At 65.9% G+C, this 25,798-nt stretch carries 22 protein-coding genes; 9 read left to right on the plus strand and 13 right to left on the minus strand.

The features are described from left to right. Window positions 1-2: 2 nt before the first annotated feature. The 5 genes from CSEG_RS10360 to CSEG_RS10380 all read right to left on the minus strand — a co-directional run bounded on the left by CSEG_RS10360 (window position 3) and on the right by CSEG_RS10380 (window position 5,791). On the minus strand, window positions 3-1,295 hold the full coding sequence (locus CSEG_RS10360) for a CmpA/NrtA family ABC transporter substrate-binding protein (protein ID WP_053463746.1): 1,293 nt from the start codon (window positions 1,293-1,295) through the stop codon (window positions 3-5). 11 nt (window positions 1,296-1,306) lie between these two features. Next, window positions 1,307-2,692 (minus strand): alginate export family protein, encoded by a 1,386-nt coding sequence (locus CSEG_RS10365; RefSeq protein ID WP_083778379.1) that lies wholly within the window; start codon window positions 2,690-2,692, stop codon window positions 1,307-1,309. Between the two features lie 417 nt (window positions 2,693-3,109). After that, window positions 3,110-3,898: a LytR/AlgR family response regulator transcription factor gene (locus CSEG_RS10370; protein WP_013079187.1), complete on the minus strand. Its 789-nt coding sequence runs from the start codon at window positions 3,896-3,898 to the stop codon at window positions 3,110-3,112. Further along, on the minus strand, window positions 3,895-4,953 hold the full coding sequence (locus tag CSEG_RS10375; RefSeq protein WP_013079188.1) for a sensor histidine kinase: 1,059 nt from the start codon (window positions 4,951-4,953) through the stop codon (window positions 3,895-3,897). The genes CSEG_RS10370 and CSEG_RS10375 overlap by 4 nt, the downstream gene beginning before the upstream one ends. A gap of 61 nt (window positions 4,954-5,014) precedes the next feature. Further along, window positions 5,015-5,791, minus strand: coding sequence for a Cif family virulence factor (locus tag CSEG_RS10380; protein WP_157038984.1), 777 nt, complete (start codon window positions 5,789-5,791; stop codon window positions 5,015-5,017). Window positions 5,792-6,294: 503 nt separating this feature from the next. On the opposite strand from CSEG_RS10380, the gene CSEG_RS10385 reads away from it, so the two are divergent. Beyond that, window positions 6,295-7,590: a cation:proton antiporter gene (locus CSEG_RS10385; protein WP_013079190.1), complete on the plus strand. Its 1,296-nt coding sequence runs from the start codon at window positions 6,295-6,297 to the stop codon at window positions 7,588-7,590. Between the two features lie 50 nt (window positions 7,591-7,640). On the opposite strand, the gene CSEG_RS10390 is transcribed toward CSEG_RS10385, so the two are convergent. The 3 genes from CSEG_RS10390 to CSEG_RS10400 form a co-directional block, all read right to left on the minus strand. Next, on the minus strand, window positions 7,641-8,615 hold the full coding sequence (locus tag CSEG_RS10390) for an alpha/beta fold hydrolase (RefSeq protein WP_013079191.1): 975 nt from the start codon (window positions 8,613-8,615) through the stop codon (window positions 7,641-7,643). A 122-nt stretch (window positions 8,616-8,737) separates the two neighbouring features. Beyond that, window positions 8,738-9,301, minus strand: coding sequence for an AraC family transcriptional regulator (locus tag CSEG_RS10395; protein WP_013079192.1), 564 nt, complete (start codon window positions 9,299-9,301; stop codon window positions 8,738-8,740). A 112-nt stretch (window positions 9,302-9,413) separates the two neighbouring features. Beyond that, window positions 9,414-10,253, minus strand: coding sequence for an alpha/beta hydrolase (locus CSEG_RS10400; protein WP_013079193.1), 840 nt, complete (start codon window positions 10,251-10,253; stop codon window positions 9,414-9,416). 394 nt (window positions 10,254-10,647) lie between these two features. On the opposite strand from CSEG_RS10400, the gene CSEG_RS10405 reads away from it, so the two are divergent. After that, window positions 10,648-11,484 carry an alpha/beta fold hydrolase gene (locus CSEG_RS10405; protein ID WP_013079194.1) on the plus strand — a complete coding sequence of 279 codons (837 nt, stop codon included), beginning with the start codon at window positions 10,648-10,650 and terminating at the stop codon, window positions 11,482-11,484. Between the two features lie 20 nt (window positions 11,485-11,504). On the opposite strand, the gene CSEG_RS10410 is transcribed toward CSEG_RS10405, so the two are convergent. Further along, entirely contained in the window at window positions 11,505-13,112 is a 1,608-nt protein-coding gene (locus CSEG_RS10410; RefSeq protein WP_013079195.1) for a PAS domain-containing sensor histidine kinase, read from the minus strand. A gap of 63 nt (window positions 13,113-13,175) precedes the next feature. Between CSEG_RS10410 and CSEG_RS22540 the strand changes: the two genes are divergently transcribed. Both CSEG_RS22540 and CSEG_RS10420 read left to right on the plus strand, forming a co-directional pair. Then, a complete protein-coding gene (locus CSEG_RS22540; RefSeq protein ID WP_013079196.1) occupies window positions 13,176-13,799 on the plus strand; it encodes a response regulator transcription factor in 624 nt (207 codons plus the stop codon). A 64-nt stretch (window positions 13,800-13,863) separates the two neighbouring features. After that, window positions 13,864-14,274, plus strand: a complete 411-nt coding sequence (locus CSEG_RS10420; protein WP_106907164.1) for a response regulator transcription factor — start codon at window positions 13,864-13,866, stop codon at window positions 14,272-14,274. Between the two features lie 101 nt (window positions 14,275-14,375). Here CSEG_RS10420 and rutR read toward each other — a convergent pair whose 3' ends face one another. After that, window positions 14,376-15,131, minus strand: a complete 756-nt coding sequence (gene rutR, locus CSEG_RS10425) for an HTH-type transcriptional regulator RutR (RefSeq protein ID WP_013079198.1) — start codon at window positions 15,129-15,131, stop codon at window positions 14,376-14,378. A 109-nt stretch (window positions 15,132-15,240) separates the two neighbouring features. Here rutR and rutB point away from each other — a divergent pair, with 109 nt between their 5' ends. The 4 genes from rutB to rutA are packed head-to-tail and all read left to right on the plus strand — an operon-like array spanning window position 15,241 to window position 18,266. Continuing rightward, window positions 15,241-15,960: a pyrimidine utilization protein B gene (gene rutB / locus CSEG_RS10430; protein ID WP_013079199.1), complete on the plus strand. Its 720-nt coding sequence runs from the start codon at window positions 15,241-15,243 to the stop codon at window positions 15,958-15,960. Between the two features lie 10 nt (window positions 15,961-15,970). Then, the gene (rutC, locus tag CSEG_RS10435) at window positions 15,971-16,360 is read left to right on the plus strand and encodes a pyrimidine utilization protein C (protein WP_013079200.1); all 390 of its coding nucleotides are present in this window, start codon (window positions 15,971-15,973) and stop codon (window positions 16,358-16,360) included. 4 nt (window positions 16,361-16,364) lie between these two features. After that, a complete protein-coding gene (gene rutD / locus CSEG_RS10440) occupies window positions 16,365-17,168 on the plus strand; it encodes a pyrimidine utilization protein D (RefSeq protein WP_013079201.1) in 804 nt (267 codons plus the stop codon). 39 nt (window positions 17,169-17,207) lie between these two features. Continuing rightward, window positions 17,208-18,266 (plus strand): pyrimidine utilization protein A, encoded by a 1,059-nt coding sequence (gene rutA, locus CSEG_RS10445; RefSeq protein ID WP_013079202.1) that lies wholly within the window; start codon window positions 17,208-17,210, stop codon window positions 18,264-18,266. 26 nt (window positions 18,267-18,292) lie between these two features. Here the strand turns inward: rutA and CSEG_RS10450 are convergent, their stop codons facing one another. From CSEG_RS10450 to CSEG_RS10460, 3 genes are all read right to left on the minus strand, one after another. Next, window positions 18,293-19,882: an adenosine deaminase family protein gene (locus CSEG_RS10450; RefSeq protein WP_013079203.1), complete on the minus strand. Its 1,590-nt coding sequence runs from the start codon at window positions 19,880-19,882 to the stop codon at window positions 18,293-18,295. A 67-nt stretch (window positions 19,883-19,949) separates the two neighbouring features. Next, on the minus strand, window positions 19,950-23,192 hold the full coding sequence (locus tag CSEG_RS10455) for a TonB-dependent receptor (RefSeq protein WP_013079204.1): 3,243 nt from the start codon (window positions 23,190-23,192) through the stop codon (window positions 19,950-19,952). A gap of 197 nt (window positions 23,193-23,389) precedes the next feature. Continuing rightward, window positions 23,390-24,442 carry a purine-nucleoside phosphorylase gene (locus tag CSEG_RS10460; protein ID WP_013079205.1) on the minus strand — a complete coding sequence of 351 codons (1,053 nt, stop codon included), beginning with the start codon at window positions 24,440-24,442 and terminating at the stop codon, window positions 23,390-23,392. 497 nt (window positions 24,443-24,939) lie between these two features. Here CSEG_RS10460 and CSEG_RS10465 point away from each other — a divergent pair, with 497 nt between their 5' ends. Further along, window positions 24,940-25,734: an MBL fold metallo-hydrolase gene (locus CSEG_RS10465; protein WP_227878924.1), complete on the plus strand. Its 795-nt coding sequence runs from the start codon at window positions 24,940-24,942 to the stop codon at window positions 25,732-25,734. Window positions 25,735-25,798 lie beyond the last annotated feature (64 nt).

Below are 25,798 nucleotides of genomic sequence, written 5' to 3' on the forward strand. Positions count from 1 at the left end.
CCTCAGACCAGCTTCTTGATCGGCTGGCTGGCCAGGTAGGCCGCCGGATTGGCCGGATCGAACAGCTTGCCGTCGAAGAACCGCTCGACGCCCCGGCTATCGCTGGCCGGGCCGGCTTGGCCGATCGTCTTCGCGGCGGCCCGCCAAATGTCCGAGCGGTTGACCTTGTCGACCAGGGCCTTGGTGTTGGTCTTCTGCGGCAGCACGCCCCAACGGATGTCCTCGGTCAGGAACCACAGATCGTGGGACTTGAACGGGAAGCTGGCGTTGTCGGCCCAGAACTTCATGCGATGCGGCGAGTTCTTCAGCGTTCGGCCGTCGCCATAGTCCACCGTCCCCTGCAGCCGGGGCAGGATGTCGCCCATCGGCACGTTGATATACTGGCGCCCGGAGACGATCGAGCACATCTGCGGAAGGTTGGCCGTCTTGTCACACCACATCTGGGCCTCCTGCACGGCGGCCGTGATCGCTTGGGCGGCGCGGGGGTACTTGTCGACCCAGGCGGCCCGCATGCCGAGCGCCTTCTCCGGGTGGTTCATCCAGAGCTCGGAGGTCAGGCAGGCGGTGTACCCGACCTTCTGGTTGACCAGCTGGCCGTTCCAGGGCTCGCCCACGCAAAAGGCGTCCTGGGTGCCGGCCTTCATGTTGGCCACCATCTGCGGCGGCGGGATCACGATTGTGGCGACGTCGACGTCCGGATTGATGCCGCCCGCCGCCAGCCAGTAGCGTATCCACAGATCGTGGGTGCCGCCCCGGAAGGTCATGGCGACCTTGGCGATATTGCCCGCCACCTTCAGTTGCTGGAACTTGGCTTTGGCGCCGGCGCTGTTGAGGCCGACCTTCACCGCTTTCAGATCGTTGCCGACCGAAATGCCCTGACCATTCGTGTTCAGACGGGCCAGGATGTACATCGGCGTGGGAGCGCCGCCGGTGATAGCGCCCGTGGTCATCAGATAAGGCATGGGCGAGAGGATGTGCGCGCCGTCGATGCCGCCGCGCTCCGAGCCCAGCACCAGATTGTCGCGCGTGGCGGCCCAGGAGGCCTGCTTGACGACCTCGACATCGGGCAGACCGTGCTTGGCGAAGAGGCCGCGCTCCTTGGCGATGATCACGGGCGAACTGTCGGTCAGGGCGATGAAGCCCAGGCGCGCCTTGGCGATCTCGGGTCCCGCGCCGGCGGCGTGGGCTCCGGCCGGGAAAGCGGCCTTGGCGGCGGCGACCGTGGCGGCGGCGCCCATCAGGGCGTGGCGACGGGTCAGGCCGGACTTGGTGGTGTCGGTCTTGCTCATGGTCATGCGTCCTGGGGCTAGAACTTGTATTCGAGGGTGAGCCACGTCTTGGTCCGCGAGGCCGGCGGCGCGGCCGTGCCGATCGGGACGGTCTTCGCCCGTTGGAAGTCGGCATATTTCAGCTGGACCGAGAGCTTGGTCGTGATGGCGGCAGTGAACTGCAGGTCCCACTCGTGACCTAGGTCCGCGCCGGTGCGCTGGTCATCGAAGGCGTGGTAGCGAGCCACCAGATCGGTGTTGAAGAAGTACGTCGCGCGGAAACGAGGCTTGACGTTCAGCGACACGTTCAAGTCTTCGAGGCCATCGACGAAACTCTTATTGCCGCCCGGCGAGACGAAGGCGTCGGACCAGCCGTTGAAGGCGTGAACCGTGGCCAGGGGCGTGGTGAACCCGCGCGTCCCGTCGCCCTCGAGCGACTCGTACGAGACCTTGGCGGTGTAGATGTCGAAGGTCGCGGCGAGATCGGCGCCGAAATAGTCGAGGCTGAAGTCCGGCGTGTTGTGATGGTAGTCCGACTGCCGAGCCCATGTGGCGTTGTAGGCCAGTTGATACAGCCCCAGCCAAGTCTTCCCGGACGCCTTCGCGCCCTTGGTGATGGACGAATTGATGGCGGAGTTGCCGAAGTCGAGGGCGTAGACGAAACCCTGGAGACGCAGCGCCTCGGCCGGCGACCAGGTGGCGTTGAAGAGGTGGCTGTCGCTGTCCCAGTCCCGCAGTTCGCCCAGGATGCGGTTGATGTGGGTGACGTAGGCGTATGTCGCCTTGAAGCGTCCCAGCGCCACATCGGCGCGGACGGCGTCGAAAGTCTGCTCGTCCTGGCGCCAGCCGACATTGCCGATGAAGCGCTGGTCGTCCAGCAGGATGCGCTGCCGTCCCGCCGTGACCTGCAAGGCCGCGTTCGGCGTCCATGTCAGCTGGGCGCGGTTCAGTTCGGTGACGTCGGGATCATTGACGACGGGATAGCGGGCCTTGTCGGCGCCGTTCAGCGGCGGCGTGGTCGCGCCGGGCACGTTGACGGCATAGTGCTCAGGACCAGCCTGGCGAACATCCTCGAACTCGATAAGGCCCTTTAGGCCCTTCCACTCCGCCGTCTCCCAGCCGAGGCGGGTGCGGACCGTGAAGGCGTCGGCCGGGTCGCGCAGCGTGGCCGTTCGCGTCTGGTCGACGGTCTCGTAACGCGCCCTGACTTCAAGGATCAGCTTCCCCGCCCCGATCTGCTCGCTGATCGTCGGTAACGGCGCGGGTGGCGGCGGTTCGGCCGGCGGTTCAGATGTCATCTCCGCAGCCGACTCGTCGGCTGGCTTCGAGGCTTGGTCTGGCGCCGTCTGCGCCCAAGCCGTGGTGCTACAGGCGAGCGCCAGCGCCGCCGCACCGCAGTGCAGCCCACGTCGCATGGATTTCATGCCTTTATCCCCTAAGGCCAAAACAAAAAGACGCCCGGCGAGACCGCGCGCAGCGATCTCTCCGGACGTCGTTGTCCAAGCTTACCAAGCGGCTACGTCGCCACTGGCGGCCCTCTCAGGCCAACGAGAAACTTCGTTGCTTCCCGTGTCGCGATCAGGAAGCGACGTGGTGCAGATAGGAACAACCGCAAAACACCGTTCTGTGCTCTGAATGATGAGAGGGAGACGGTTTTGCACAGCAAAAAAGCACTCTCAATCAGAGGCTTGCCCGCTATTGTTGCGCTTCGAGCCCCCTAGCTCTCCAAAGCACGGGGACGGCCTGACTGAAGTTGGGCCAAGGTCGCGCCCCGGTTTTCGCTGGGAACGGGTATTGTGATTGGTCGCGCGTCTTGGAGTCAGTCGCGGGATATTTGGAGGTCATACCGGTCCGGCGGAAGTGATCCCGCGATCGTCGCCCCTTCCAAGGCAGGCGCTCAAATAGGTCTGGACGGCCTCCCGGTAGCGGCGGCTGATCCGCAACTCGGCGCCGCTGGTCAGGCGCGCCGCGCCGTCGCCGTGCGAGCCGCCCCTCACCTCGGCGATGGCGTCCAGGCGCACGATCACCGCGCGATGGATGCGGGCGAAGTCCTGAGCCGGAAGCCGCGCCGCCAAGGACGCGATCGACTCATCGATGAGCAGCGAGCGGCTCGCCGTGTGCACCTCCGCATAATTGCCGGCCGCGCCGATCCACTGGACATCCTCCAGCGGAATGATCCGGGCCACGCCGTTTCCACGCGCGACCAGCCTGGGCGTGCGAGGCGCGCTGGCCAGCAAGGTGGCCAACGCATCAGCCCCTCCGTGGCCGGCGGCTAGCCGACGGCGGACGCGGTCGAGGACTTGGGCGAACCGGTCGTCGCCAAACGGCTTGAGCAGATAGTCGATGGCCTGCACCTCGAAGGCGCGCACGGCGAAGGCGTCGTGGGCGGTCACGAAGACGGTCATCGGCATCGCCTCGACGCCGATCGCCTCGACCACGTCAAAACCCGTCACCTCGGGCATCTGCACGTCGAGAAAGACGACGTCGGGTTTGGCCGCTTCGATCTGGGCGATGGCCGACGCGCCATGCGCCGCCTCGCCGACCACCTCGAAATCCGATCGCGCGCGCAGCAGGGCCGCGATGTGGCGACGAGCCAGCGGCTCATCATCGACAATGAGGGTCTTGATCATAGCGGCGTCACCAGCGTGACCCTGAAGCCGGCTCTCGGCGCCGTCACGACCTCCAGCGAATGTCGGTCGCCATAGAGTTGACGAAGCCGGCGGCGCGCGTTGCCCAGACCGACGCGCTCCACGATGTCCGCGGCCCCTTTGCCGTCGTCGACCACGGTGACGTGCAGCTGTCCGCCGGCCACCTTGGCGGCGATCGTCACCGTGCCGCCTTCGACCAGAGGCGCGATGCCGTGGCGAATGGCGTTCTCCACCAGCGGCTGAAGCAGCAGCGTGGGCACCAGACATGTCAAAGCGTCGGGCTCGACGTCGCGCACGACCCGCAATCTTGGTCCCAGCCGCGCCTGCTCGATGGCCAGATAGGCCTCCGTAAAATCCAGCTCGTCGCCGAACGCGCTTTGCGGCGCTCGGTGGTCCTCGATGGACAGACGCAGCAGGTCGCCCAGCTTGGCGATCAGTCGCCGCGCGCGGCGCGGCTCGTCCTCGACCAACGCCGAGATGGCGTTGAGGGTGTTGAATAGGAAGTGGGGCTGAAGCTGGGCCCGCAACGCCGCGCTCTCGGCCTCGGCCAACCGGGCCTCCATCCGCGCCCCGGCCACCTCGCGGTCACGCAGGGCGCGATAGGCGTTCGCGCCGACCACGAGGGCGACGATGATCGCGTAGATCAGCAGGTTAATCTGGAAATTGCCTGACAGCTTCTGGACGAGCATCCGGCCCAAGGCCTGGGCTCCGAGCAGCCACATCAAGCCGATATAGAGCGCGGTCTGAAGCAGAGCGAAGCCGACGGCCGCCATCAAGTGAACAAGGAAGAATCTGAGGCCGCCTCGCGGTCTGAAAGGCGTGAGATGCGCGAAGGCGACGACGAGCGGGGTGAGCAAAAACCAGATGCTGTTGCTGGCGACGGCGTAGCCCAGGAGCTGAGGCCAAGTCGGTCCCTGGCCCGCCGCCAGACCGCCCATGTACCACTGCAACGAGTTGAGCAGCGCCACGATAGACCACACGCCCAGCAGGACGAGGCCCCAAAGCACATACCTTCGGCGGCGGCCCACGACGTTCACCCGGCGATGCTCCTGATCCTAGGCAGCCTATCCGACAGCCGAGACCGCCGCCACCGCTGGTCTAGGCGCGATAGTCGTGGGTCGCGATCTGGCGGAGCATCTTCAGAGAGCCGTCTGCCTGTCGCCGCCAGAGCCGAAGGCCCCCGCCCGAGGTGCCCCCCGAATCTTGGCCGCTGCGCCAACGCACCTCGAACTTGGGATACTCGACGACATAGCCGCCCAGAACTTCGAAGCCCTCGTTCCAAACGCGAACCGACTCGAACGTGGCGCCGCGACCTTGTTCCGTGTAGCGAACCAGATGGGCCCTAATCTGGTCTATCCCGACCTTGGGGGTGTCGGCGTAGGGCATATAGATGGCGTCATCGGCGTAGCGCGCGATCTTCGCGGCCGCGTCGTGGGTCTTGACCGCTTCGGCGTCTAGGACGTTCAGCCTGCCAAGTTCGGCCTCGACCGCGGGGTCTCCCGGCGGGGCCGCCCGGCCCGCCGCCGCGCGTTCTCCCAAGCTATGGGAGGCCGGGTTCTCGATCCGCTCGAAATAGCCCCAGACCTCCGCCTTAAGCTTCAAGGCCCCGCCGGGTTGACGACGCCACAGGTGCGCGTACCGGCCTTGCTGATGATGGGACACCGCATCCGTGTAAAGAGCGTAGGTCAGCTCGAAGCGTCCAATTTCCAGCGCGCTTCCATCGTCCAGCGGAATGATCTCGGTCGTGCGGCGGGTATGGGCGATGATCCGCTGCCGAGACGCCAGGACCCGATAGTAGCGGGCGATCGAATCTGGGCCGTACAGTCGGGGCTGGTAATCGGGGTTGCTGATGCTGTCGGCGGCGTAGTGGACCATTCGACGCTCGACGTCCCCGCTCAGCCAGGCCGTCGAGAGGTCGGCGTTCCGCCGCTGAATCTCCTCGGCCCACACCGCTGAAATCTCTGGCGGCTTCGCCGTTCCGGACGCCCCTGTCTCGGCGACCGAGGATCGGGCCGGGTTTGGCCTTAGGATCAAACTCGCGGGAGTCCCCACAGCGACCAGCGCCAACACGCTCCGCCGACTGAAAGGCCCGGACGATTGGCGTTGATCTTCCGTCATGCCAAGGCTCCTGGGTGTCGCGTCTCGGCTCCAGGGCGCCGGAAATCAGACGGCGGACAAGAAGATTGGGGCGAACGGGATCGGCTTCTCCGTGAGCGGGACGATGGCTCGCCGCGGGCCGTCGCGATCAAGGGAACCGATGCCGTTGCGATCGGCGAGAACTCGACGGCGACGAATAGTAATGCTCCTACTCCCGCTTCGCCTGAAGCGGATTGCTTTAGGCGGCTGACTCCATCGGAAACTCCGCGCGTTAAGGTGCAATGCCTTTAGACCCCTATATCCTCTTCCTTCTAGGCTTGGGCGCGATCGTGCTTTTGGTGGCCTGGCTGCCCTTGGCGTTGCGCAACCTGCCGCTTTCGCTGGCCATCCTGTGCGTGGGAGCGGGTGTGGTGGTCTTCCAGACTGGCGCGCTTTCGTTCCACCCCAATCCGCTGCGATTTTCCACGCTTACCGAGAAGCTCACGGAATTGGTCGTGCTCGTCTCGCTGATGGGCGCGGGCCTCAAGATTGATCGTCGCATCGGCTGGAAGTCGTGGGGATCATCTTGGCGGCTGATCGCCGTCACAATGCCCCTGACGATCGCCGGCGTCACGCTCTTGGGCGTGTATGGGCTTGGGTTAGGCCTGGCCTCGGCCCTGCTGCTTGGCGCGGTGCTGGCCCCGACGGATCCGGTGTTGGCTTCCGATGTCCAGGTGGGACCGCCGCGCTCGGGCGAGGACGGCGAAGCGCGGTTCGCCCTGACCTCGGAAGCTGGACTGAATGACGGCTTCGCCTTCCCGTTCGTGCACCTCGCCGTGGCCCTGGCCGCGACAGGCGGCGTGTTAAAGCCCGAGCTCTTGACCCATTGGCTGGCGGTCGACGCGTTGTGGCGGATAACGGCCGGGATCGCGGTGGGCTGGATGGTCGGCAAGGCGTTAGGCTGGATCACCTTCAAGGCGCCCCGTGCGCGACTGTCGGGGACCGGCGACGGCCTGGTGGCGCTGGGCGCGACTCTGTTCGCTTACGCCACCGCTGAGATGGCGCATGGCTATGGCTTCCTTGCGGTGTTCGTCGCCGCCCTCACTTTGCGGGCCACCGAGCGCGATCATGAGTTTCATGAGGCGATGCATGACTTCGCCGAGCAGATCGAGCGCCTGCTGATGATGCTGGTGCTCGTTCTGCTCGGCGGCGCTATCGCCAGCGGATTGCTGGCGCCGCTCACATGGAAGGACGCGACGCTAGGGCTTGTGCTGCTGTTCGTCATTCGACCGCTCGCCGGCTGGATCGGGCTGATCAACGCGCCACACTCCCGACGCGAGCGCGCTTTCGTCTCGTTCTTCGGCATCCGCGGCATTGGCTCGTTCTACTATCTGGCGTGGGCCCTCAATCACGGCGATTTCAACGGCTGGGCTCGCCTATGGGCGATCACCAGCTTTGTCGTCCTGTGCTCCATTATCATCCATGGCGTGACGGCGACGCCCCTGATGCGCACGATCGATATCTGGCGGCGAGGACTAGCGCCCGGTGACCCGGGTGAGAAGCCAGCGCCCTTGGCGCCCAGCGAGGGGCAAAGCTGATAGTTTGATCTCGCCCCCGAAGCGCTCCATTGGCCCGGGTGGCGCCGGAGTTAGCCGCGGCGATCCCCCTCACCTTTCACGAAGACGGCGATGTGGGCCGCCGCCGCAACCGGATGCTGATGCTGCGGCCCGTGCCCGGCCCTCGGGTAGGTCAACAACTGGACCGTCGGTAGCTGCTCGTTCAGCGCGTACCAGTTCTCGACCGGACAGATCAGATCGTGATCGCCGCCGATGTGCAGGATCGGGATAGAGGTCGACTTCAGAATCTCGAGGATCGGCGGCGCTGGGAACGGATTGGCTTTGGGCTTGTCGCCCAGATTGGCCGCGGCCCATTGGTAGGGCACGGCCGGTGACCGATCGGATTTTCGGGCGGCGATGCGGTCGTGCGAAGCCTTGGCGGCGGCGCGGCTGGCCGGCGATTTTGGTTCGAAGAACAGGACGACTTCATCCTCGAAGTCGTTTTCCCGTCCCGCCGTTTCGTAGAACAACGGCTCGCCAAGCTTCGCCGCCGGTCCGGGTGGAACCGTGCCGATCAACACCAGGTGATTGATCTTTTGCGGAAAGATCGACAAGGCGGCCTGGGCGGCGATCCCGCCCAGCGACCAGCCCAGGAGCACCACGGAGTCGAGATCGAGCGCTTGGATCAGATCCCCGGCGTCCTTCGCCCAGGAAAAGGGGTTGAGGGTCTTCTCACCCGTCGAAAGGCCCAGGCCCGAATAATCGAAGGTTATGACCTGGAAGCCTTGGCCAACGAGGCTGTCGAGGAAAAGCGGGTCCCAATCGTCCATCGTACCGCGAAAGCGCGTGCACAAGACGATGGGGCGGCCCGAGCCGATGGAGCGATAGGCCAGCTTGCGGTCGCCGACGGCGACGTAGCGGGTCGGGGCGTGCACGGCGGCTCCGGTCGCGTCGGCGAGCGTCGGCTTCACGTCGGCGAACAGCGATGTGGCCAGGCCGCCAGCAAGCGCCGAGCCCAGAACGCCGCGCCGCGAACCTATGGTGAGCAGGGCCTTCGAAAGGGTCATGACGGGATATCCAAAGACTGCGGGCGAAGCTGCTCGAGGAGCGCCGCGCCGGTTCCAGGAGGGATGGGGCGGTCGCGGCAGCGGCGGGGCGATGGCGCGTCAGGCGCGCCGCCAACGCCTACCTACTGCAGCACGACGGCGTGGGCGCGACGCCAGCGGCTCGGGCTCTTGCCGACGAGACGACCGAACACCCGGGTCATGTGGGGCTGATCGGCGAAACCGCAGGCCAGAGCGATGTCCGCGAGGGTCTGCGTGCCTCGACCGATCAGCTCCTGCGCCACGGAGATGCGACGACGCATGATGTAGGCGCGCGCGGACTCACCGAAGGTCTTTTTGAACGCGCGGCTGAAGTGGCTGACGGAGAGATTGGCGACCCCCGCCAACTCGGTGTTGTAGATGACGCGGTCGAGACGTTCATCGATGTGCGCAACGATCTTGCGCGCCTTCCAGGCCGAGAGGCCGCCGATGCTGGCGTCAACTGAGGCCTTCGGCGCGCTCGGCGGCCAGGAAACCTCGGCGCCGGTCAACTTCGCCAGGCGCGCGATCACCCGTCGCGCCTCCTGCAGAGTCGCCGGCGGGGCCGACGGGAACTGCGCCAACACGTCCTGAAACGACCGGGCTTCAACCGGGCCATCGAGAACCGCGACGGGTGACTGGAACGACTGGGATTGGGCCTGGAGGGTCATGGCGTTCTCCGGTTTCGACAGGGGTTTCGAAGTCGGGTTCAGGGTGTCAGCCACAACCGAAGCGAGCTATCGACCATAGGACTAATCGTCGCGACGCCTTGGTTTGATCACCTCATACCTTGGTTTCGGATCGCGCCGACGAAGGGCCTAGACGAGCCGCCAAGCCCCCCTCTAACTGGCTGGCCCAACCGATCACAGCGCCCGCGACCTCCTCCCATCCAGGCTCGTTGCACAGGAAATGGGAGCGTCCCTCGAAACCGAGGTAGTCGGTCCTGGCGGTCGAGGATCTCTGAAGACGATAGGCGGCGCGCGACACGTAGGGCGTGATCAACCGGTCGGCGTCGGATCCCGTAATCAGCAGCGGCTGGCGACGTCGACGCGGGGAAACACTGGTCCCTAGCCAGAGCGCGGCCTGATGCAGAACGCGCCCCGAGGTCGGGATGACGTAGCGCTCGTAGGCCGCGGTTTGCTGGGACGGCGGCGCGCGATTGGCGTAGCGGCGAGCGAAGCGCTCGGGCGTGAGGCTGTAGGTTCGGTTCCAGCCATTCCATCTCGCGATCGCGGGAAGCGCGCCGGTCAGGGAAACGGGCCCAGGAATGACGCCGCCGATCGGCGCGGGGTTGAGGGCGGCCCCCGCGACACCGACGCCGCGATCCAGGAGATGCTGGACGAAAAGACCGCCAAAGGAGTGGCCGACGAGCAGCGGCGGCTCAGGCAAGCCGCGGATGTAGGTCTCGAAATGATCGACGATCTCGCGGAGGGTGAGGCGACCAAGCCCCGGCGGCGGAGCATCACGAAGTTCAGCGGCGGTTCCTCCATCCAGCAGCGGCCAGGTCGGGACATGGACCTCATAGCCCGCGGCTTCGAAGGGGAGACGGAAATCCTCCCACGATCGCGCGGTGACCCATAGCCCATGAATGAGCACGACGGTGCTGGCGGGACGAAAAGACATGAGCAGCTCCTGATGGACGCCACGAGCCTGAGCCTCGCGCGCCCAGCCCGGCTCTTGAACACGCCGGCCACGGCGAAAGCGCACCATGCAAGCGACGTCCCCGCCCCCGCTCAACCGTCTAGGGCACGAACGTCCAAAAGGTCGGCGTACCGGTGCAAGTTTTTCGAGGCGCTCAAGGCACGATCACGCCAGTCGCCAAGCCCCTTGGGGACGGCCACGTTCAGGCGATCCACCCATGAGATTTCCCATGAACTCCCCCCTGCCCCAGAACCAAGGCGCGTCGCGCCGCGGCGTTCTCACCCGAGGCCTTGGCGTCGCCATGTTGGCGATCACCGCACCCGCCCCCGTCTTCGCCGCTTCGCCGGCCAAGCCTTCAATTCCAGGAGACATCACCATGAGCAGCGGCTTTGTCACCACCAAGGACGGCGTCCAGATCTTCTATAAGGACTGGGGGCCCAAAACCGCCCAGCCGATCGTGTTCCACCACGGCTGGCCGTTGTCGGCCGACGACTGGGACAACCAGATGATGTTCTTCTACGCCAAGGGCTTCCGCGTCATTGCTCACGACCGTCGCGGTCATGGGCGGTCGACCCAGACCGAAACCGGCAACGAAATGGACACCTACGCCGCCGATGTCGCGGCCCTGACGGACCATCTCGACCTGAAGAACGCCGTGCATATTGGGCACTCCACCGGCGGCGGCGAGGCGATCCGCTATGTGGCGCGCGCCAAGCCTGGCCGGGTCAGCAAAGCGGTGCTGATCGGGGCGGTGCCGCCGATCATGGTCAAGTCGGACAAGAACCCCGGCGGCCTGCCGCTCGAAGTCTTCGACAGCTTCCGCGCCGCCACGGCGGCCAACCGCGCCCAGTTCTTCTACGACGTGCCGGCGGGGCCCTTCTACGGCTTCAACAGGCCAGGCGCGAAGGTCGACCAGGGCGTGATCTGGAACTGGTGGCGGCAAGGGATGATGGGCGGCATCAAAGCCCACTACGACTGCATCAAGGCCTTCTCCGAGACCGACTTCACCGAAGACCTGAAGAAGGTCGATCTGCCGGTGCTAGTCATGCACGGCGATGATGATCAGATCGTACCCTACGCCGATAGCGCTCCGCTTTCGGCCAAGCTGCTCAAGAACGGGACGCTGAAGACCTACAAGGGCCTGCCCCACGGTCTTTGCACGACCCACCCCGAGGTCGTGAACCCCGACCTCCTGGCCTTCATCCAGAGCTGATTGGAGGCGGGCGGCGTCTTCTAGCGGGCGGAGGGCAGGATCACGCGGAATCGGGCCCCGCCGCCCGGCGCGCCTTCCGCCGCTATCGAGCCGCCGTGGCCCTCGACGATCGATTTGCAGATCGATAGGCCCATCCCCATGCCCGCGGGCTTGGTTGAATAGAAGGCGTTGAAGAGGGCCTTGGCGTTCTCCGGCGGCACGCCAGGTCCGGTGTCGACGACATCGAGCACCACCTCCTCGCCCCGCCGGCGCGTGGCGATCGTCAGATCGCGGGACGGTCGCCCCGCCATGGCCTGGATCGCGTTGAGCGCCAGGTTGATCACCACCTGCTGCAACTGAATGCGGTCGCCGTTCACCGCGCCCGTGTCGGGCGACAGGGCCAGGATCATCCGCACGTCATGGCTCATCAACTCGCGCTTGAGCAGCAGGGTCGCATCCTCGATGGCGGCGTTCAGGGCGATCAGGTCGCGCTGGGGGTCCTTGTTCGACGCCAGCGCGCGAATGCGGGCGATGATTTCGGAGGCCCTTTGCCCTTCGGCGATCATCCGCTGCATGGCCGCGCGGGCCTCTTCGAGATCGGGCGCCGGCCGGTCGATCCACCGCAGGCCCGCCTCGCCGTTGGTGACGATCGCCGCCAGGGGCTGGTTGACCTCGTGGGCGATCGAGGCGGTCAGTTCGCCGAGGGTGGAAACCCGCGCGGCGTGGGCTAGGTCGGCCTCGGCCCTACGCAAGGCGTCTTGCGCCGCGATGCGGTCGCTGATGTCGACGATGCCGACCAGCACCGTGCCGCGCTTGACCCCGTCCCGCGGGTAGCAGGTGGTGAACAGGGCGTCGAACTCGCTGCCGTCGGCCTTGCAGAACCGCGCCTCGGCCTCGTAGCTGTGACGGCGCTCCAGCGCCGCAAAGACGCTCTCGGCGAACACGCCCTCGCTGGAGCGGGGCCAGAACCGTGACACCGAGCCCAGCAACGCCTCGCGCGGGGCTCCGAACAGCTGGACGCTCTTGTCGTTGACGTCGACGACGATCGAGGACTCGATCATCCGCCGGACGATCTCGGGATGGGCCGCGACATGGGCGCGGATGTCGGTGACGCCCTGCTTCTGCAACGCGGCCAACAGATCGCCGAGGCCGTTGAAGTCGAGCTCCCAGAACGACACCGCCATCGCGCGGAAGACGTTACTGTAGCGGTACTCGCTGTATTTCAGCTCCAGCGCGGCCTTGCGCGAGGCGGTGACGTCGCGCCCCGTCTCCAGCACCTCGATGGGCGCGCCATCGGCGTCGCGGCGCAGCGTCCAGCGACCATCGACGATCACGCTTTGGCCATGAGCCGTGTCGCGGACGAGCTCGCCCTCCCAGTGGCCGGTCTCGATCAGTTGTTTGCGGATCGCCTCGATCTCGTCGGGATAGCGAGTGTTCAAGAGCGCGTCGGGGCGCTCGCCGAGAGCCTCCTGCCGCGCGTGCCCGTAGAGCGCCGCGGCGCCCCGGTTCCAGAACGTGATGCGCCCTTCGAGGTCGCTGACGAATATGGCGTCATGCGCGGCGTCCAGCATCTCGGCCAGATCCTGGCGACGACGCTCGAGATCTTCGGTCGCCGCTAGAGCGAACAGAGCGGACGAACTGTCGATCATGCGGCCCCTTCTTTCACCTCCCTTTATTGACGAGGCGAAGCGTCTGGTCCAGCAACGAGAACGATGGTTGCTCAAACGGTCCATATCGTCGACGACGACGCGGCTTTGCGCGAGGCGCTCGACAGTCTTTTTCGCTCGGTGGGGTTGGAAACACGGCTCTTCGCCAACGCCCAGGCGTTCTTGGAGTCCGGCGCGGCGCAGGAGGCGGGCTGTCTGGTCCTCGATGTCCGTCTGCCTGGCCTCTCGGGACTCGATTTCCAAGAGAAACTCGCGGCGGCCGACGTGCGCATGCCGATCGTGCTGATGACCGGCCACGGAGACATCCCCATGAGCGTGCGCGGCATGAAGGCCGGAGCCGTGGACTTCCTGACGAAACCCTTCCGAGACCAAGACATGCTGGACGCGGTCGCGTCGGCGCTGCAGCGCGACGCCGCCAGTCGCGCCCAGCAAGGCGACATCAGCGATCTTCGCGCGCGTTTCGAGGGTCTGAGCGCGCGCGAGAAGCAAGTCATGGCGCGGGTCGCCAGCGGCCTGATGAACAAGCAGGTGGCCCACCAGCTTGGTCTCTCCGAGATCACGGTGAAGATCCACCGGGGTAATTTGATGCGAAAGATGGAGGCCAAGAGCCTCGCGGATCTGGTTCGGATGGCTGAAGCGCTGAAGTTGCGCCCCGACGATCCGTCTTGAACGGATGCGACGCGAGCGCGCACAAACCTCCGTATGATTTTCGCGCGAGCCATTGTTGGGCAAAATGCGGTCAGGCTCCGCTTTCGCGAGCGCAAGGAATTCCGTTTTGACCGCTTCGCCGCTCATCTGCGTCGTCGATGACGATGACGCGGTCCGGATTTCTCTAGAGGGGCTGTTGAGGTCCCTCGGTCACCGTGTTCAGACCTTCGGCAGCGCCGTTGACTTCCTAGGCTCCGAAGCGCGGGGCCTGGCCGATTGCGTCATCAGCGATCTGCAGATGCCCGGCATGACCGGCATCGAGATGAAGGAAGCCATGGTCGCCGGCGGTAGCGAGACGCCCGTCATCTTGATAACGGCCTTCGCCGACGACGCCCAAAAGCGCCGCGCCGAGCAGGCGGGCGTCACCTGCTTCCTGCCCAAACCGTTCGTGGGCGAGACCTTGATCGATTGCTTAAAGCGCGCGCTGCCAAGCTAGCGTTGGACCATTTCAGGTTCGCGCCAGCAGCCTCGCGCCACGCGCCGACGTTGCCTCGTCTCGCGAACCTGGACCTTCAGCGGGGGGCGCGCACAGGCTAGCTAACGCGGCCGGACCCCGTCCAGCACCAGGCCCGTCACCGCCGCCAGCGTCTCGCCCATGAAGTCATTGTCGGACAAGGACTTGCCGGAGAGCGCTCTTACCTGAACGGCGAAGTCGGCATAGTGCTGGGTCAAGGCCCAGATCGCGAAGATCAGATGCGGCGGATCGACGGGCGCCAACCGGCCCGTCGCGACCCAGGCCTGGACCACGGCGACCTTGGCGTCGAACACGGCCTTCAGCGGGCCGGCCAGGACCGGCTTCAGCAGCGGGGCGCCGCGCAGCATCTCTAAAGCAAACAGCCGCGAGACCTCGGGGTGATCGCGGCTCATGGCCAGCTTGGCGGCGATCAGGGACCTTATGGCGTCGGCGGGGTCGTCGGACTCGGTGAAGCGGGCCAGGGGGGCCAGCCACTGCGACAGGCCCTGCTCCAGCACCGCTACGTAAAGCGCCTCCTTGGACGGGTAGTAGTACAGCAGGTTGGCCTTCGAGACGCCCGAGGCCTGAGCGATGGCCTCAACGCTGGCCCCGTCCAGTCCAAGCCGGGCGAACACGGCCAGGGCTCCCTTCAAAATCGCGGCCTTGCGGGCCTCGCCAGCCTTCTTCCGGTTGCCCCGAGGCCACGCTTCCACAGCCTCGGGTTCGCCCAGGCTTTGGGCGGCCTTGAGCAGTACGCGGGCGCCCGAGGCCGCCTTTGCGACGGGCCGGACGCGCGCCCCGGGCGGCGGCTTGACGGTTGTGGCGATCCTGCCGGTCATCAGCTCTCGCATTTGGACCATTTGGTCAAACTTGGACCGAACGGTTCGGATTGCAGCGTTCTTCGGGATGGTATTCCATGTCATCCGGACTTCACAAGGAGACCAAGCGATGAGCTCTCCGATCACCCCGCTCTCCCCCGGCTGCGTCATGCTGCCCGCGCGGCCGGAGCCTGTGCCGGTGGATCCGAAGACCACTGCGGTGATCGTCATCGACATGCAGAACGCCTACGCCTCGCCCGGCGGATACCTAGACTTGGCCGGCTTCGACATCTCCGGCGCGGCCAAGGTGATCCACGAGATCAAGGGCGTGCTGGAGGTCGCCCGATCGGCCGGCATGCAGGTGATCTATTTTCAGAACGGCTGGGACGACCAGTACGTCGAGGCTGGCGGGCCCGGTTCACCGAACTGGTGGAAGTCCAACGCCCTCAAAACCATGCGCGCCAAGCCCGAGTTGCAAGGCAAGCTCCTGGCGCGCGGCCAGTGGGACTACGAGCTCGTCGACGAACTCAAGCCTCAGCCGGGCGACATCCAGCTGCACAAGACCCGCTATTCCGGCTTCTTCAACAGCCAGTTGGACAGCGTTCTTCGGGCGCGCGGCATCCGGCATCTGGTCTTCGTCGGCATCGCCACAAACGTCTGCGTGGAGTCGACCCTGCGAGACGGCTTCTTCCTCGAATATTTCGGGACCGTGCTGGAAGACGCCACGCATCAGGCCGGCCCGGAGTTCGTCCAGAAGGCCGCCCTGTTCAACATCGAGAGCTTCTTCGGCTGGGTCTCGACCACGGCTGACTTCAAGGGAACTTTCGGACAGCTCGCGCCGCGAACCTAGGGAGAAAACCATGCCCAAGACCGTCATCACCCCGCCTGGAACCGGGACTCCGATCGCCCCCTTCTCGCCGGGAACCCTGGCGGACGGGATCGTCTACGTCTCGGGCACCCTGGCCTTCGACAAGGACAACAACGTCGCCTTCCCCGGCGACGCCGAGGCCCAGACCCGCCAAGTGCTGGAGACCATCAAGTCGGTGATCGAGACCGCCGGCGGCACGATGGAGGACGTGGTGATGAACCACATCTTCCTGACCGACTGGGTTCACTACGCCCCGATGAACAAGGTCTATGCCGAGTACTTCCCCGGCGACAAACCCGCGCGCTACTGCATCCAGTGCGGCCTGGTGAAGCCCGGCTTCGTGGTCGAGATCGCCTCGGTCGCCCACATCGGCAAGCCGTAGCCGCATGACCACGGGAACCGTCGACGGCATCTGCTACGAGGTCCATGGCTGGCCGGTCGCCGGGCGTGAGGTCGTGCTGCTGTCGTCTGGCCTGGGGGGCTCGGCCGCGTTCTGGGCCCCGCAGATGAAGGCCCTGACCGAGCGCTGGCCGGTCGTCACCTATGACCATCGCGGCACGGGGCGCAGCGTCCGCGCCCTGCCGCCCGGTCCCTATTCGGTCGACGACATGGCGCAGGACATGGTCAAGGTCATGGACGCCCTGGGCCTTACCAAGGCGCACGTGGTCGGCCACGCGGCCGGCGGCAACGCGGGTCTGGCCCTGGCGCTGAACCATCCCGATCGGCTGGGCAAGTTGGTGGTCGTCAACGGCTGGTCGCGGCCCGACCCCCATATCCAACGCTGCTTCGACACCCGCATCCATCTGCTGAACGACACGGGCATCAAGGCCTATGTCCACGCCCAGCCGATCTTCCTCTATCCGGCCGACTGGATCTCGCGGAACCACGCCCGCCTGATGGCCGAGGAGGCCCACCACGTGGCGGGTTTCCCGCCGCGGGAGGTGATGCTGGCGCGCATTAACGCCCTCCTGGCCTTCGATATCGACGCGCGGCTGGAGGAAATCCCCCACCGCGTCCTGGTCAGCGCCAGCGCCGACGACATGCTGGTGCCGATGAGCTGCTCCCAGCGTCTGGCCGCCCGCCTGCCCAACGCCGACTTCCAGCAAGTCGCCTGGGGCGGTCACGGCTTCACCGTCACCGATCCCGAGACCTTCAACGAGGGTCTGATCAAGTTTCTGGAGGGCGCGTGAGCGCGTCCGTCATCTCAAGAACCACAGGGGAATAAACCCATGCAGGTCGGCGTCTTCATCCCCATCGGCAACAACGGCTGGCTCATCTCCGAGACCTCGCCGCAGTACATGCCCAGCTTCGAGCTGAACAAGGAGATCACCCAGAAGGCCGAAACATACGGCTTCGACTTCGCCCTCTCGATGATCAAGCTGCGCGGCTTCGGCGGCAAGACCCAGTTCTGGGAGCACAATCTGGAAAGCTTCACCCTGATGGCGGGCCTCGCCGCGGTGACCTCCAAGATCAAGATCTTCGCCACCGTGGCCACCCTGACCATCCCGCCGGCCATCGTGGCGCGCATGGCCTCGACCATCGACTCGATCGCCCCCGGCCGCTTCGGCGTGAACCTGGTGACCGGCTGGCAGAAGGCCGAATATTCGCAGATGGGCCTCTGGCCCGGCGAGGCGCACTACACCGACCGGTACAACTACTTGGCCGAATATACGACCGTGCTGAAGGACCTGCTGGAGACCGGCGTCTCGGACTTCAAGGGCAAGTACTTCACGATGGACGACTGCCGGGTCAGTCCGCATCCCAAGGAAACCAAGCTGATCTGCGCCGGCTCCTCCGACGAGGGCCTGGCCTTCACCGCGCAGTACGCCGACTACAGCTTCGCCCTCGGCAAGGGGACCAACACCCCGACCGCCTTCGCCTCGGTGAACAAGCGGCTGGAGGCGGCCGCCGAGAAGACCGGGCGCGACGTACAGTCGTTTATCCTGTTCATGATCATCGCCGATGAGACCGACGAGAAGGCGATGGCCAAGTGGCAATCCTATCGCGACGGCGCGGACCAGGAAGCCCTGGCCTGGCTAACCCAGCAGGCCGCCCCAAACGCCAAGGCCGGCGCCACGACCAACACCCAGCAGTTGGCCGCGCCGGAGTCCGCCGTGAACCTTAACATGGGCACGTTGGTGGGCTCGTATGAGAGCATCGCCAAGATGCTGGACGAGATCGCCGCCGTGCCGGGAACGGCTGGGGTGTTGCTGGTGTTCGACGACTTCCTCAGAGGGGTCGAGGACTTCGGGACAAGGATCCAGCCGCTGATGAAGAGCCGGACGTAGCGGTGGCTCACCAGCGCCGCGGGGTCTTACGGCGCCAGCTTCGCGACGATAGCCTTCATCTCGATTTCGAAGGCCTCGAAGGCTTGCTCCAGGCGCCATTGGTCGCGCGCCTTGGGGCTGGCCTTCAATATCGCCGCGCACGGCGTCGAGGGCGCGACGCCCTGCGCCGAGGCGCAAGGCCCATCCCACAGGCTGGCGCCCTGCAGGAACGAAAAGGTCAGGCTGTTACGCGACATCTGTTTGAGCTGGCTGTAGCGGACCCCCTGTTCGACGACCGCGCGCATGTACTCGTTGGTCAGATCGCTGCGCGAGACCCCCAGATCATCGGTTGAGAGGGTCACCGGCACGCCCGCGGCCAGGTAAAGCGGCAGCGGATGGTCCCTGCCCTTCACGCCCAGGATCACGTCGTTGCTGGTCAGGTTGATCTCGACGGCGACCTTATCGCGGGCCATGCGCGCCAGGAGCTTGTCGGCCTCATCCTCATAGGCGATCGACACCCCGTGACCGATGCGGCGCGCGCCGGCGATCTCGACGGCCTCGGTGATATGGAAGCGCATGTCGCGCGGCGGCGTCAGGCCCATGGCCAATTCGCCCGCGTGCAAGGTCAGGGGCACGTCCGGATAGAGCGTCTTGAAGAAGGCGAACAGGCGCATATGCAGCCTGTAGTCCCGTAGCGACACCGGCCCGTCCTCGGGCTCAAGGATGTTGATCCCCACATAGCGCGGGTCGGCCTTCACGAGGGCGAAGGCGGCCGCCATCTGGCCGAACACCACCTCGGGCGGCCGCTGGCGGGAGATCGACAGGAGGTATCGCAAGGTCACCGCGCAAGCCGGTTCGGGCTTGGCTGTCCCGCAGCGATTGAGGCCCGCGATCGTCTTGTCGTTGGAGTCGGCCAGGACCGTGGAGGCCGCCGTGGCCTTGGCGATCACCGGCCGCAGTCGATCGAGCCGTTCGCGGAGAATCTTGGCGTCCAGACGATCCGGCGGCGAACCGTCGGCGGTCTTGATCCAAGGATCGATCCAGGGCAGCGCCGCCGACGCCTCGATCACGGGGCGCGAGGCGCTAGAGCCGGCCATCAGCTCCAGATAGAGGGTGTTGTCGAGCGCGGCCTGGCGTAGCGCCTCGGCCTGGATGCGCACGCCACGGTCGGCGCCGCCCCCCCGGCCCGAGCGCCCAAAGGTGCGGAAGAAACGGCGATGGCCCGAGATTTCCGGATCGCCCACGCCCAGCTCGAACCGTCGCGTGGACAGCGCGTCGACGATGTCGCTGTAGAGGTCAGGATCACGCTCGGGGAGCCCCCGCAGCGGCGTGAGATCGGCATTGCCCGCGCACGGCCCAGGCTCAAGGGACTGGGTCGATTTCGAGAAGCAGCCGTCCGCTTCGGCCGCCCAGGCGACAAAGTCCTCGGCGTAGGTTCCGCCGCCAGCGTGGTTATGCAGGTCGGCGCCCTTGGGCAGCTTGGTCAGCAGGATGCGCAGCAAGGGGCGAGACGTCGCAGCCCGGGCGAACAGGGCGTCCAGATCGTCCGCAGACGCCTGGGCCCTGGCTGGTGCGCCGGAAGCCAGGCACACTGCGGCCATCAAGGCCGCCAAGCACATCTTGTACGCGGATGTCATGGGTCACCTCTCGGCCCGAAAACGGCCTCGACGCATGCGCCGAGGCCGTTGATTCAAGTCAAGCAGATCAGAACTCGAAGCGAACCCCGAGTCGAGCGCGCCAGACGCCCAGTTGAGCGTTGGGTTGCAGGGTCGGCTTGGTGAAGGCGGTGTAGTTGTACCGAGCGCAGCTGGCGCCGACCTGTTGGCCGCAGGCGACGTTCACCACCGAGGTCAGTGGGGCGTAGGTTCGGTACGAGCCCCAATCGCTGTTGATCAGGTTCAGGAGATTCTCGACGTCGCCGAACACCTTGAACCGCGCTCCGCCCAGGAACGGCGCGGGAAGCTCCTGTTCCACGTGCAGGTCGACCTTGAAGTAGTCGGGCGACTTCTCGCTGTTCTTCTCGATGATCCCCTGCTTCAGGCCGTTGGTCTGAACGAAGTCGCGGAAAGCTTCGTAGACGGCCGTGGAGGCGTAGGTGACCTTGGAGTCGGCCGTGATGCTGGAGACGTCCGGCACATACAGCAGGTAGCGGTTGGACGCGCCGGTCGTGCCGAACAGGGTCGAGCGGCTGTTGGACGTGGTCGTGTTCATCGTCAGGCTGTAGGGCGAGCCCGAGCGGAGTTCGCCGAACAGATTGAAGCTGGTCTTGTAGTCGCCGAAGAAGGCGTGGCTATAGTCGATGTTGAACTTCCAGTTGTCCCGCACCTCGTAGCTGGAGGTGCCGTAGGCGGGCTGGTTCGGATCGACCATCGGCTGAGCGCCATAGGTGCCGCTGGCCGTCGAGCCGCCCGAGGCGTAGGTGCCCATGTCCGACAGCGACTTGATGTCCGAGTAGGTGTAGCTGACGCCGGCGTCGAGGCCGAAGTCGAAGGACTTGCTCGCCCGCGCCACGGCGATCAGGGACTTGCCGCGATCGGTGTGCTTCATGGCCAGATCGCTGTTGGCGGTGTTGGTGTAGGTGTCGGCGTAGATCGGACGGCCGTCGGGCGCGGTGCCCACCTGGGTCAGCCGGAAGTCGGTGTAATAGGCGGCGCTGTCGGTCTGGCCGTAGAGCAGGTCGCCGCCGAAGCGCCATCCGTCGCCCAGCATGGCACCGAGGTCGGCCGTGTAGTCGACCGACAGATTGGCCTTCCACTGGGCGGGGAGCTTGAAGCTCGGCAGCATGAACGAGGTCGGCGAGGCCCCCAGGGCGGCGGTGTTGGTCTGCAGGTAGCTCAAGACCAACGGGTCGATCTTGTTCCCCTGCACGTTGTTCAGCGCCGCCGCGCAGATGGCCGCCGCGTTCGCCACGCTGGCTGGGATGGTGCAGCCAGTGCCGCCCACGGCGCGTCCCACCGTGATGGTGTTGGTGTAGACGCCGGCCGCCGAGAAGCTGTTGCCGACGAAGACGTCGGGCGAGCCGCCGTTGAACAGGCCAAAGCCGCTGCGAACGGTCAGGCGGTCGGAAGGCCGCCAGGTCAGGCCGACCCGCGGCTGGACGACGAGGTTGCCGTCGATGTTGGCGTTATTGGCGAAGCCGTAGCGGTTGAGGAAGGACTGCTTGAGCGGGGCCTCGTCCTTCATCTTGTAGCCATCGGCCCGCACGCCGACGGTGACGTTCACCTCGGGCGTGACGTCCCAGCTGTCTTGGGCGCCAAAGGTCAACTGATCATAGTCGAAGCTGGCGCTGGCGTCCGAAAGCGTGCCGGTGATCGAATACTGATACAGGAGCTGGCCCGCCTGTCGCGCCTGGAAGTCGGCCAAGGAGTCGAAATAGTAAGTTCCCAGCGAATTGGCGACGAAGGTGTTGGAGATCTTCAGTCGGCTGTAGGCGGCGTGCAGCTTGAAGGCGTGATCACCCAAGTTATAGCGAGCGATAAACTCGGCGCCGTACTGCTTTTGGCCGACGACGTCGGCCTGGCTGAACGCTTCGGTGCCGAAGATCAGGCGCGGAGTGCCGGTCTGGGTGCACTGGTTCAGCGAGCCGACAGCGACGGGATCGAGGCAGACGGTGATGTCGCTATAGCCCGGCGAGCCGAACGAAACCGGGATCTTCATCGACTCGCGATAATTCGCGCGCAGCTCGGTGCTGAAGGCGTTGGTCCACTTCGAATTCAGCTGCAGGACGTGGGTCTTGACCCGCTCGGGTTCATGCGTGGCGTAGGACCCAAGGCCCAGGCCCGGCGAGGTGTTCGACGAGCTGCCGCCGCTGAGCGCCACGGTCTCGCCCTTGTTCTGGATCGTGGAGTAGGACAGGCGCTGATTGTCGTTGATGTTCCAGTCGAGTTTCAGCGTCCACTTGCGATCCTTCTCGGGCCGACTGGTGAGCACGCCGAGCGTGTCGTAGCCGTAGACGCTTTTGGCGATGGACGTGACCTGGTCGATCTGGCCCTGGGTCAGGTTGGGCACCGCGTTGCCGGAACCGGGCGGGCCGAAGACGGACGGAACGGTCTCGTTCAGCTTCTCGTAGGCGAAGGCGAAGAACAGCTTGTCCTTGATGATCGGGCCAGACAGGAACGCGTTGCGCGTCTTGGACGTCATGTCCTGCGAGAAGGCGCTACCCTTCGACTTCGTGCCCATCAGGCTGTCGTTGGAATAGGTGTAGCCCGCCGCGCCGGTGAAGCGATTGCCGCCCGAGCGCAGCACCACATTGATCGAGCCGCCCTGGAAGTCGCCTTCCGAGACATCGTACGGCGCGACCTTGACCGAGAGCTGCTCGATGGCGTCCAGCGGGATCGGGCCGCGGGCGCTCGGCAGGCCGCCCTGGTTGAGACCGAAGTTGTCCGAGAAGCGAACGCCGTCGACCGAGAACCGGTTGGTCCGGCCGTTCTGACCGGCGATCGACACGCCGCGCGTGCTGGGGTTGAACGATGCGAACGGGTCACGCCGGGCGATATCGCGGATGTCGCGCGACACCGAGGCGACGCTGGCGATGCTGTCGCGGTCAAACACCGAGACCAGCGGGCCCGAGCGCTCCGCCCGAGCGGCCGTGACGACGAGCGCCTCGACTTGGCTTTCGCCGACCAGGATCGGCAGGTTGTAAGGCTGTCCAACGCTCAGGAAGATGTTCTGCGAGGTCACCGGCGCGAAGCCCGGCGCGGTGACGGTCACCGTATACGGACCACCCGGGCGCAGGCCTGTGAGGTTGAAGGCCCCGGCGCCGTTGGTCGTGGCGGTGGCCGTCGTGCCCGAGGGCTCATGGACGGCGCTGACGCTGGCGCCGACGGCGGCCGAGCTTCCGGCCGTCACCGAGCCGCGGATGGAGGAGGTCGTTTCCTGGGCCATGACCGCCGTGGCGGAGGCCGACAGGGCGAGCGCGATGGCGCTCGCGGCATACAGATGTCGCATATGGGTCCCCTGAATTGTGGTGCGCCGCGGTCCCCCCGAGCCGCACCGAACTGAAGCCGTTTCGCCGCCCGCCCTCGCCGGCGCGACGATGCGCGGCCAGCACGAGGTCAGGGTCTCCGGTCGCTTCCCCTATGATCGGGACGCTTGTCGCGTCCTCGCGGCTGAACCAACCCCCGTCGGTCCGCCGTTTCGAAACCTCAGCGCGCGGCGCCGGGCGGCGCGTCGCGATAGATGCTCCAATTGGCTGTGAGCGTGTCGACGACCTTCCCGGCCACGGCGTGAGCGGCGTAGGCGGCCGCGTCGCCGACGCCGGCATAGGGGCGGTTCATGCTGTCGACCGCGTTTTCGCCGGGCGCCTGCTGCGAATAGTTACTGGCCGTGCGGAGCACCAGCAGGCGGTTGTAGTCGGCTTTGCCGACAGTCGTGAGACGGCGCAGCGCGTTGGCCACGCCGGTATCCTCCATGGCGGTCATCACGAACTGGCTCTTGCCGCCGCTGTAGTCGCTGGCCAGCTTGGCGTAGCGCTTCGTCAACATCGCGCCGTGCCAGTAGGCTTGGCCGGAGATCTCGTCGCCAGTGAGCACGAACGGCGGCTTGTAGCCGTTTGGATAGCTCGAGAACGGCGCGCGGGCCTTACGCAACGCCTCGGTGTCGGGCAGCGGCGTGGCCTTGGTCAGTTCGTAGGCCCAGTCGCGCAGGCCGATATTGAGCGGGTAGTAGACGCTGTCGGGCCGACCGGGTCGCGGCGGCTGGAATGGCGGATAGCCGCCCGTCCATTCGGCCGGAGCCTCGCGCGGGTCCACCCACTTGCCGAAGTCGACATCGATGACGTTGCCGATCCAGGCGGCGGAGCCTGGCGAGGCCTGGTCCGGATTGACCCCGGCGATCGCGGCGATCACCCAGTAGGCCTTGGAGAGGTCGAAGCGCGGATCGGTCGCCAGGGCGAAGGTGGTGATGGCGGCATGGTTAGTGCCCACGCCGGTGCGCACGATCAGAACGCCCTTGTCGGGGTGGTATCCCAGGGGCGCGACGCCGTTGGGAAAATCGAGCGTCTGCGGCGCCTCCGCCATCCAGGCCTTGTCTTCCAGCGCATAGGCGGTGACGACGACGACGCGGATCGGAATGGGCGCGGCCGCGCTGGTCGTTGTTGGCGGCGAGGCGGGCGCCTGAGCCAGGACTGACGTCGCCGTCATCCCGGCGAACGCCGCCGCCAGCAGCATCCGGCGTGTGCGCACGACCAGCCTCGACATGTCCTACCCCCCAAACTCAACCGCGCAATAACTGACGAACACGCCTTCCCGCCCAGCCCGCGGCGGGGCGCTAGGTCGATGCGTCACGTGTTCGCAAGGGATGCAAAGGCTCGGGCCAATCCGGGTCAAGCCGCCCCGGCGTGAAATAAAATCTTACTTCAGTGTGACGGCGGACTGAGCATCTTTAGCTGCGCGTGCTGCTTTGGACGGCGGCCCTTCCGCCGTCTTCGCGCGCGATCTGACGACGGCTGGCGCCGTAGGTTGTAACGCATCACCGTCGGGCGGAAGAGGACCTCGGGTTTGGCGGCGAGTGAGTCGGAAGTAGCGGAATGAGACATCGAGCCAATCTCCGGGCCCTGCTTCCGGCGCTTCTCCTGCTCACCGGGGCCGCGCCTCCCCCACCCGCCTTCGATCTCGTGGCCTTGGGCGTCAACGGCGGTGTCGAGGAGCCCACGAGCGCCTATCACATCAGGGCTCGCGGGGCGCCATCGGGCGTGATGTGCGACGTCGGAACGCTCGCCGCCGGCATCGACCAAGCTCGGCGCCGCGGCCGCTATCCTCGCGCCGCGTCACGAGAAGAGGTCATGACATCGATCAGCGCCTACTTGGTCACCCATGCCCACCTCGATCATGTCGCGGGCCTCGTCCTGGCCTCTCCAAACGACACGAAGAAGGACATCATCGCGCTGGCGCCCGTGAACCAGGCGCTTGCGGATCACTATTTCAACTGGACGACCTGGCCCAATATGGGCGATCGCGGCGCTTCGCCTCGGCTGGCTCAATATCACTACCGCGACCTTGAACCGGGAGGACTCCCCACGCCGATCGCCGGGACGGCGATGAGCGTCACCGCCTATCAGCTCTCCCACGCTGGCTCGCCGTCGACGGCGTTTCTGCTCCAAAGCCAATCAGGCGCCCTGCTATGCCTGGGTGATACGGGTCCCGACGCGGTCGAGGGCTCCACGCATCTGAATGAACTCTGGCGGGCCGTGGCGCCGCTCGTGCGGCAAGGGCGGCTGCGCGGAATCCTGATCGAGGCCTCCTATCCTGACCCGGTCCCTGACGCCCGGCTCTATGGGCATTTGACCCCGTCATGGCTCGACAAGGAGCTTCAAAACTTGCGCCGCATGGTCGGCGATGACGCGCGCGTGAAAGCGCTGCCGATACTCGTCACCCACATCAAGCCGGCGCAAACATCGCGATCGAGTCGCGCGGACGTAAGCCGGCAACTCAACGACCTCGGCTTTTTCAACTATATCGTCTTGGAGCAAGGCCGGGCGTACGCCCTTTAGACCGGCCAAGTCTCCGCTGAGCGCCACGCTTCCTAGTCGCGAGCTCTGATCCTGATCAAAAATG

It is taken from the genome of Caulobacter segnis ATCC 21756 (assembly GCF_000092285.1).
Lineage (GTDB): Bacteria > Pseudomonadota > Alphaproteobacteria > Caulobacterales > Caulobacteraceae > Caulobacter > Caulobacter segnis.